General features: G+C 69.8%; 2 protein-coding genes. Both read right to left on the bottom strand.

All coding sequences use genetic code 11. From position 1 onward, the window contains the following. On the bottom strand, positions 1-1,074 hold a 1,074-nt coding region (tnpC, locus tag D3273_RS27730; RefSeq protein ID WP_129230271.1), incomplete at its 3' end, for an IS66 family transposase. A gap of 94 nt (positions 1,075-1,168) precedes the next feature. Further along, positions 1,169-1,315, bottom strand: coding sequence for an IS66 family insertion sequence element accessory protein TnpB (gene tnpB, locus D3273_RS27735; protein ID WP_245501425.1), 147 nt, complete (start codon positions 1,313-1,315; stop codon positions 1,169-1,171). Positions 1,316-1,318 lie beyond the last annotated feature (3 nt).

Consider the following 1,318-nt stretch of genomic DNA (forward strand, 5'->3'; position numbering starts at 1 on the left):
GCTTCGGCCGTTGATGGTGCGCTCGACGGCGAAGATCTCGTCGATGCGGCGCACCGCTTCGACGGCGATCGGCGCCTTCGTCAGCTTGGCGATGTCGAACAGCTTGCGGCGGCCGTGCGCCCAGCATGCGGCCTCGATCACCGGCGCCGGCCTACGCCGGCCGTCATAAAGCTCGTTGTAGCCCGCATAGGCATCGGCCTGCAGAATGCCCCTGTAGCTCGCCAGGTGCTCCCGCGGGTGTTCCCCGGACCGGCTGCGTGAATAGTGGAAGGCCGCGGCCGGCGGGTCGGCACCGCCGAACGGCCGGTCGTCCCGCACGTAGGTCCACAGCCGCCCCGTGTCGGTCTTGGCCTTGGCCAGCACCGGCACCGTCGTGTCGTCGCCGTGGATCCGATCCGCCGCCAGCACGTGGCGCCTGATCGCGTCCACGATCGGGGCGAGTGCCACCGCACAGGCGCCGACACGGTCGGCCAGCGTCGACGTGTCGATCGCGATCCCCTCGCGGGCGAAGGCGTCGCTCTGCCGGTTCAGCGGCTGGTGAAGCATGAACTTCGACACCAGCACGCTCGCCAGCAGGTTCGGGCCGGCAAAGCCGCGCGGGATCGGATGGGACGGGGCCGGCGTCTCGGTGACGCCCTCGCAGTCCCGGCACGTCATCTTCTCGCGCACGTGCTCGACGATCTTCCACCGCCGCGGTTCGCATTCGAGCGAGCGCGACACGACGTCGTCGAGCTTGCGAAGCCGGGCTCCGCCGCATTGGGCACAGGCGCACGGCGCCGGATACACGATCCGCTCCACCGGCAGGTGTTCGGGCAGGCTCGGGCGCCGCGAGCGCGCGGGACGGCTTTGGCGCCCTGCGACGGGGGTGGCCGGAGCTGCGATATCGGCCTCGGCCTCGGCAGCCCCCTGGCTCTCCTCCACGTCGGCGATGGCCAGCTCGAGCTGCTCCACGAGGAGCCTGCCACGCTCGGAGGACTGGCCGAACTGCTCACGCCGCAGCTTGGCGATCAGGAACTTCAGCTTCTCGGTTTCGAGCCGGCGGATCAGGGCTTCGCTGCGCAGCGCCACGATCATGGCGTGGGCGTCGGCGAGGTCGGACGGGAGCTGATCGGAGGATGCTGTCACACCCCGATCAGATCACAACCATCTGCCGTTGCAAGCCTTTCCGCTATCCGGCCTGGGTGGGTCGCCAGGTCTGCTGCGGGTTCCTCCAGTCGATGCCCTCCGTCAGGTAGGCGAGTTGCGCCGGGGTGATGGGAACCGCCCCATCGCTCGCCGACGGCCAGGTGAACCGGCCCCGATCCAGCCGCTTCATGAA

Source organism: Lichenibacterium minor, assembly GCF_004137685.1.
GTDB lineage: Bacteria > Pseudomonadota > Alphaproteobacteria > Rhizobiales > Beijerinckiaceae > Lichenihabitans > Lichenihabitans minor.